Origin of the sequence: Sphingomonas sp. (assembly GCF_040398505.1) — a bacterium.
GTDB lineage: Bacteria > Pseudomonadota > Alphaproteobacteria > Sphingomonadales > Sphingomonadaceae > Sphingomonas.
Genome location: NZ_JBBATX010000096.1, coordinates 3,448 through 8,998 on the forward strand (window position 1 = coordinate 3,448; position 5,551 = coordinate 8,998).

The 5,551-nt window shown below is 63.1% G+C and carries 6 protein-coding genes; 5 read left to right on the forward strand and 1 reads right to left on the reverse strand.

Annotated elements, in window-relative coordinates; genetic code table 11:
- The first annotated feature begins 165 nt into the window (after positions 1–165).
- The 4 genes from rpsM to rplQ all read left to right on the forward strand — a co-directional run bounded on the left by rpsM (position 166) and on the right by rplQ (position 2,814).
- Complete coding sequence (rpsM, locus tag ABWP09_RS11460) at positions 166–534, forward strand: 30S ribosomal protein S13 (RefSeq protein WP_176495436.1); 369 nt, start codon at positions 166–168, stop codon at positions 532–534.
- Between the two features lie 54 nt (positions 535–588).
- Positions 589–978: a 30S ribosomal protein S11 gene (gene rpsK / locus ABWP09_RS11465; protein ID WP_010164557.1), complete on the forward strand. Its 390-nt coding sequence runs from the start codon at positions 589–591 to the stop codon at positions 976–978.
- Between the two features lie 97 nt (positions 979–1,075).
- Positions 1,076–2,143 (forward strand): DNA-directed RNA polymerase subunit alpha, encoded by a 1,068-nt coding sequence (locus ABWP09_RS11470; RefSeq protein WP_353205269.1) that lies wholly within the window; start codon positions 1,076–1,078, stop codon positions 2,141–2,143.
- 248 nt (positions 2,144–2,391) lie between these two features.
- Positions 2,392–2,814, forward strand: coding sequence for a 50S ribosomal protein L17 (gene rplQ / locus ABWP09_RS11475; protein WP_353205270.1), 423 nt, complete (start codon positions 2,392–2,394; stop codon positions 2,812–2,814).
- 63 nt (positions 2,815–2,877) lie between these two features.
- On the opposite strand, the gene ABWP09_RS11480 is transcribed toward rplQ, so the two are convergent.
- On the reverse strand, positions 2,878–3,963 hold the full coding sequence (locus ABWP09_RS11480) for a class I SAM-dependent methyltransferase (RefSeq protein ID WP_353205271.1): 1,086 nt from the start codon (positions 3,961–3,963) through the stop codon (positions 2,878–2,880).
- 50 nt (positions 3,964–4,013) lie between these two features.
- Between ABWP09_RS11480 and guaA the strand changes: the two genes are divergently transcribed.
- On the forward strand, positions 4,014–5,551 hold a 1,538-nt coding region (gene guaA, locus ABWP09_RS11485), incomplete at its 3' end, for a glutamine-hydrolyzing GMP synthase (protein WP_353205272.1).

The window sequence follows — 5,551 nt, forward strand, 5'->3', positions numbered from 1 at the left end:
CTCGCTTGACACCGCCCGAATCGACGCTTAACGCGGAACCATTCCGAAACACCGGTCTCCGGCGGCGCTGTTTGCGCTGGCCGGTGTTGTGCGTGTTACACGGTAGGCAACGCGATGAGATGGGGTCTGCAGCCATGCAGCCCTGTGGAGCAGGAGAACAAGTTCATGGCACGTATCGCCGGGGTCAACATCCCGACCAACAAGCGCGTTGTTATCGCGCTCACCTACATCCACGGCATTGGCAACACCAAGGCCAAGGAAATCGTCACCAAGCTGAACATCCCGATGACGGCGCGTGTGCAAGACCTGACCGATCAGGAAGTGCTCCACATCCGCGAGACGATCGACGCCGATTATACGGTCGAGGGTGATCTTCGTCGCAGCGTGGCGATGAACATCAAGCGTTTGATGGATCTCGCTTGCTATCGCGGACTTCGCCATCGCAAGGGCCTCCCCGTTCGTGGCCAGCGCACGCATACCAATGCGCGCACCCGCAAGGGCAAGGCAAAGCCGATCGCCGGTAAGAAGAAGTGAGCTTGAGCCGCGGGTGACCGCGGCTCGCTCCTGCAGCAAGGTTAGGACAAGACAATGGCACGTGAACCGCAACGCATTAAGCGGCGTGAGCGCAAAAATATCACTTCGGGCGTCGCCCATGTGAACGCAAGCTTCAACAACACCATGATCACGATCACCGATGCCCAGGGCAACGCGATTTCGTGGTCGTCGGCCGGCGCAATGGGCTTCAAGGGCTCGCGCAAATCGACCCCGTACGCGGCGCAGGTTGCCGCCGAAGACGCCGGCAAGAAGGCCGCGGAGCATGGTGTGCGCACGCTCGAAGTCGAAGTGAAGGGCCCGGGTTCGGGTCGTGAATCGGCATTGCGCGCGTTGCAGGCGGTCGGTTTCCAGATCACGTCGATCCGTGACGTGACCTCGATCCCGCACAATGGCGTGCGTCCGTCGAAGCGTCGCCGCGTCTGATTTCGTCTCGACCGTGCGCGGTTGATCGCGCTGCACGGATTTGAGTCCAAACATGGCCGGGATCCCCCCATTTCGGCCCAAAACCAAGGGATAGCCTATGTCCGTCAATGCAAAGAACTGGCAGGAACTGAAGAAGCCGTCGGGCCTCGAAAAGAAGCCCGGCGGAGACGGCAAGCGCAAGGCAACCTTTGTGGCCGAGCCGCTTGAGCGTGGTTTCGGCCTGACGCTCGGCAACGCCTTGCGTCGCGTGCTGCTTTCGTCGCTGCAGGGTGCTGCCGTCACCTCGATCAAGATCGAGAACGTGCTGCATGAATTCTCGTCGCTTGCCGGCGTTCGTGAAGATGTCACCGACATTGTCCTGAACGTCAAGCAGATTGCGCTGCGCATGCAGGGCGAAGGGCCGAAGCGCCTCCAGCTCTCGGCAACCGGCCCCGGTCCGGTCAAGGCCGGTGACATTGCGGTGTCGGGCGACATCGAAGTGATGAACCCGTCGTTGGTGCTGTGCCACCTCGATGAGGGCGCGACGCTCAACATGGAATTTACCGCAGATGTCGGTAAGGGCTATGTCGCAGCCGTCGCCAACCGTCCGGCCGACGCGCCGATCGGCCTGATTCCGATCGATGCGCTGTATTCGCCGGTCAAGCAGGTCAGTTACAAGGTCGAGAACACCCGCGTTGGGCAGGAACTCGATTACGACAAGCTGACGCTGACAATCGAGACCGACGGTACGATCACCCCGGAAGACGCGGTTGGCTATGCCGGTCGCATTCTGCAGGACCAGCTCGCTTTGTTCGTCGGCTTCGACGATTCGAGCGTTCAGCGTTCGGCACCGATCGGCCATGCGGTACCGGCTTCGACCGGTGGCGAAGTGTCGGGTGATACGCAGCAGATCAACCGCTATTTGCTCAAGAAGGTCGACGAGCTCGAACTGTCGGTCCGCAGCGCCAATTGCCTGAAGAACGACAACATCATCTATATCGGCGATCTGGTCCAGAAGACCGAAGCCGAGATGCTGCGCACGCCGAATTTCGGTCGCAAGTCGCTCAACGAGATCAAGGAAGTGCTGTCTTCGATGGGGCTTCGGCTCGGGATGGAAATCCCGGGTTGGCCGCCTGAGAATATCGAAGAGATTGCCAAGAAGCTTGAACAAGAGATTATGGGCTAAGTCGCACCGGATTAGCGAAGCTAATCCGGAGACGACGCCAGCCCGGCCGGCGGGTCGGCACCGCCGAAACCCGTCCGACGACGCGGCTTCGCCGCGGCGGGCCGAGTAGTAGAAGAAGACCCTCACCCAACCCTCTCCCGCGAAAGCGGGAGAGGGCTAAGGTAAGCAAGAAGGCGATGGGTTGCGGCCTTACAGCCACCTGGTCTGGGGTACCTCACACGGCTCCTTAACGAACGAAGGACAATATCATGCGTCATCGCGTAGGCGGTCGTAAACTGCAGCGTACTTCGGCACATCGCATTGCGTTGTTCCGCAACATGTCCGCTGCCCTCATCAAGCACGAGCAGATCACCACCACCGTCGCCAAGGCGAAGGAACTGCGTCCGTACGTCGAAAAGCTGATCACGCTGGCGAAGAAGGGTGGCCTGTCCAACCGTCGTCTGGCGCACACGCGGCTGCTCGACGATGCGCAGCTCATAAAGCTGTTCGATGTGCTGGCGGCGCGCTATGCTGACCGCAACGGCGGGTACACCCGCGTCGTCAAGGCCGGCATCCGCATGTCGGACGCGTCGCCGATGGCGATCATCGAATTCGTTGATCGCGATGTGTCAGCCAAGGGCCAGGATTCGGGCCCGGTGATGACCGACGGCGAGTATGACGAGGCGGCGTAAACCGCCCACAGTTTAGATTTAGACAGGAGCCGCACTCGGCAAGGGTGCGTCTCCTGTTTCGTTTCAGGCGGTATCCTCGCGCCACACCAGCAAGCGTTGGCCGTCATGCACCCCGGCGATCTGGACGACCGTCCCGGCGGGCACATCGAGCGGCGCGTCGAACGGATAATATTGCGCGCCCCAGTGCGATTTCGCGGTCGGACCGGGACGGTTCTCGTAGACCCCTTCCGCATCCAGTTGCAGCCGGATCCACTGCACGACCCCGCCGATCGGCCCGCCGGTGGCGGTCAGCGTCAGCGTCGCACGGTGCGGCTCGCGCGGCGGTGGCGCGGTGAAGTCGAACGACAGCAATGCTGCGGCCTCGCTCTGCAGGGTGAGCGTCGCATCGGCCACTGGGACCGTGCGCGGGACCTGCGCCAGCGCGTTGAACCCGCTGAGATCGAACCCGTCCACGATGGCGACGTCGCGCTCCTCAACGGCCGTCCAGCTGCCGAGTGCGACCATTACGTCGCCCCCGGCCGGGATCATCTGGCCGCCCGGCGCGAGCAGCCGCGTCGATGCATCTGCCAAAGTCTTCAGCACGCCTTCGGCAAGCAAATTGTTCGACACGATTTCCGAGACGATGACGTCGGCACAACCTTCAAGATCTGCCTCGACGTCGAGGTCGGTGGAATTGCCCGTCACGACGCGAATGCGCTCGCCATAGCCGTTGGTGGCGACGATGCGCGTCGCGACGTCGGCGATGGCCGGGTTTTCCTCGCACGCCACGACTCGTCCCGCTCCTGCGCGCGCCGCCATTAGCGACAGCAACCCGCTGCCCGCGCCGATATCGAGGACATGCGTGCCCGGCGTCACCGCGCGCCGGATCGCGGCGTCGAACGCGGCGTTGCGGGGTTCGTCGCGCAGCATGTTGAAATGCCAGCGCGGTACGCTGTGGCCGATCAGCTGCTGCGTGCGCGCGGCAACCTCGACATCGTCGGGTGCGAGCGCGCGCGCTTCGAGTGCCAACGGATAGACCCGCGCGCGGAGTCCGATCTTCAACGCGAGGCCCGCGAGGGCGGCGAGCTTGCGCCCGTCGCGTCCCGCCGCCGCCACCATCGGCTCGAAACCGGCGCGTGCGACCGCCCTCAGGTCGTCACTATCGTTCATTTCGTCCCCCAAGCCTCTTTCCTGCGCCCCCGCATCTGCTAACTGGCAGCATGACCCAACCGACAGACTCCATCCTCATCGTCGATTTCGGCAGCCAGGTAACGCAATTGATCGCGCGGCGTGTCCGTGAGAGCGGGGTGTATAGCGAGATTGCACCCTTCACCACCGCCGATGCGGCCTTTGCGCGGATGGCCCCCAAAGGCGTGATCCTGTCGGGGAGCCCGGCCTCGGTGCTCGACGACTGCTCCCCCCGCATTCCGCAGGCGATCCTCGACAGTGGCGTGCCGATCCTTGGCATTTGTTACGGTCAGCAAGTGCTGATGCACCAGCTCGGCGGGTCGGTGACGCTCGGCGAAAGCGGCGAGTTCGGCCATGCCGTGATCGAAGTGACCGACGATTGCGCGCTGTTCGACGGTGTGTGGCAGACCGGCGAGCGCCACCAGGTGTGGATGAGCCATGGTGACAAGGTGACCGCACTCGCGCCCGGTTTCCGCCCGGTTGCGGTCAGCCCCGGATCGCCGATCGCGGTCGTCGCAGACGATGCGCGCAAATATTATGCGACGCAATTTCACATGGAAGTGGCGCACACTCCCGATGGTGCCAAGCTGATCGCCAATTTCGCGCGCCACGTCTGCGGCTTGACCGGCGATTGGACCATGGCGGAGTTTCGCGCCGCGAAGATCGCCGAAATCCGCGCGCAAGTCGGGGCGGGGAGGGTGATTTGCGGCCTGTCCGGCGGGGTCGATTCGGCTGTGGCGGCGGTGCTGATCCATGAGGCGATCGGCGCGCAGCTGACCTGCGTGTTCGTCGATCACGGCCTGATGCGCACTGCCGAGGCCGAACAGGTCGTCACGCTGTTCCGCAACCATTACAATATTCCGTTGGTGCATGTGGATGCGGAGGAAACGTTCCTCGCCGGGCTGGCCGGCGTCACCGACCCCGAGGCGAAGCGCAAGTTCATTGGGGCTGCCTTCATCGACATTTTCGAGGCCGAGGCAAAGAAGGTCGGCGGTGCCGATTTCCTCGCACAGGGAACGCTTTACCCGGACGTGATCGAAAGCGTCAGCTTTACCGGTGGGCCGTCGGTGACGATCAAGAGCCACCATAATGTCGGCGGGCTTCCGGCGCGGATGAACATGCAATTGGTCGAGCCGCTTCGCGAACTCTTTAAGGACGAAGTCCGCGCATTGGGGCGCGAGCTTGGGCTGACCGAGGCGTTCGTGGGCCGGCACCCGTTCCCCGGCCCGGGGCTCGCGATCCGCATTCCGGGCGAAGTGACCAAGGAACGCTGCGACATCTTGCGCAAGGCCGATGCAATCTACCTTGAGGAGATCCGCACGGCGGGGCTGTACGATACGATCTGGCAAGCGTTCGCGGTGTTGTTGCCGGTGCGCAGCGTCGGCGTGATGGGCGACGGGCGGACATACGACAATGTGCTGGCACTCCGCGCCGTCACCTCAACCGACGGCATGACCGCCGAGGCGTTCCAATTCCCCGGCGATTTCCTGCCGCGTGTCGCGACGCGGATCGTCAATGAGGTCAAGGGCATCAACCGCGTGACCTATGATTATACGTCGAAGCCACCGGG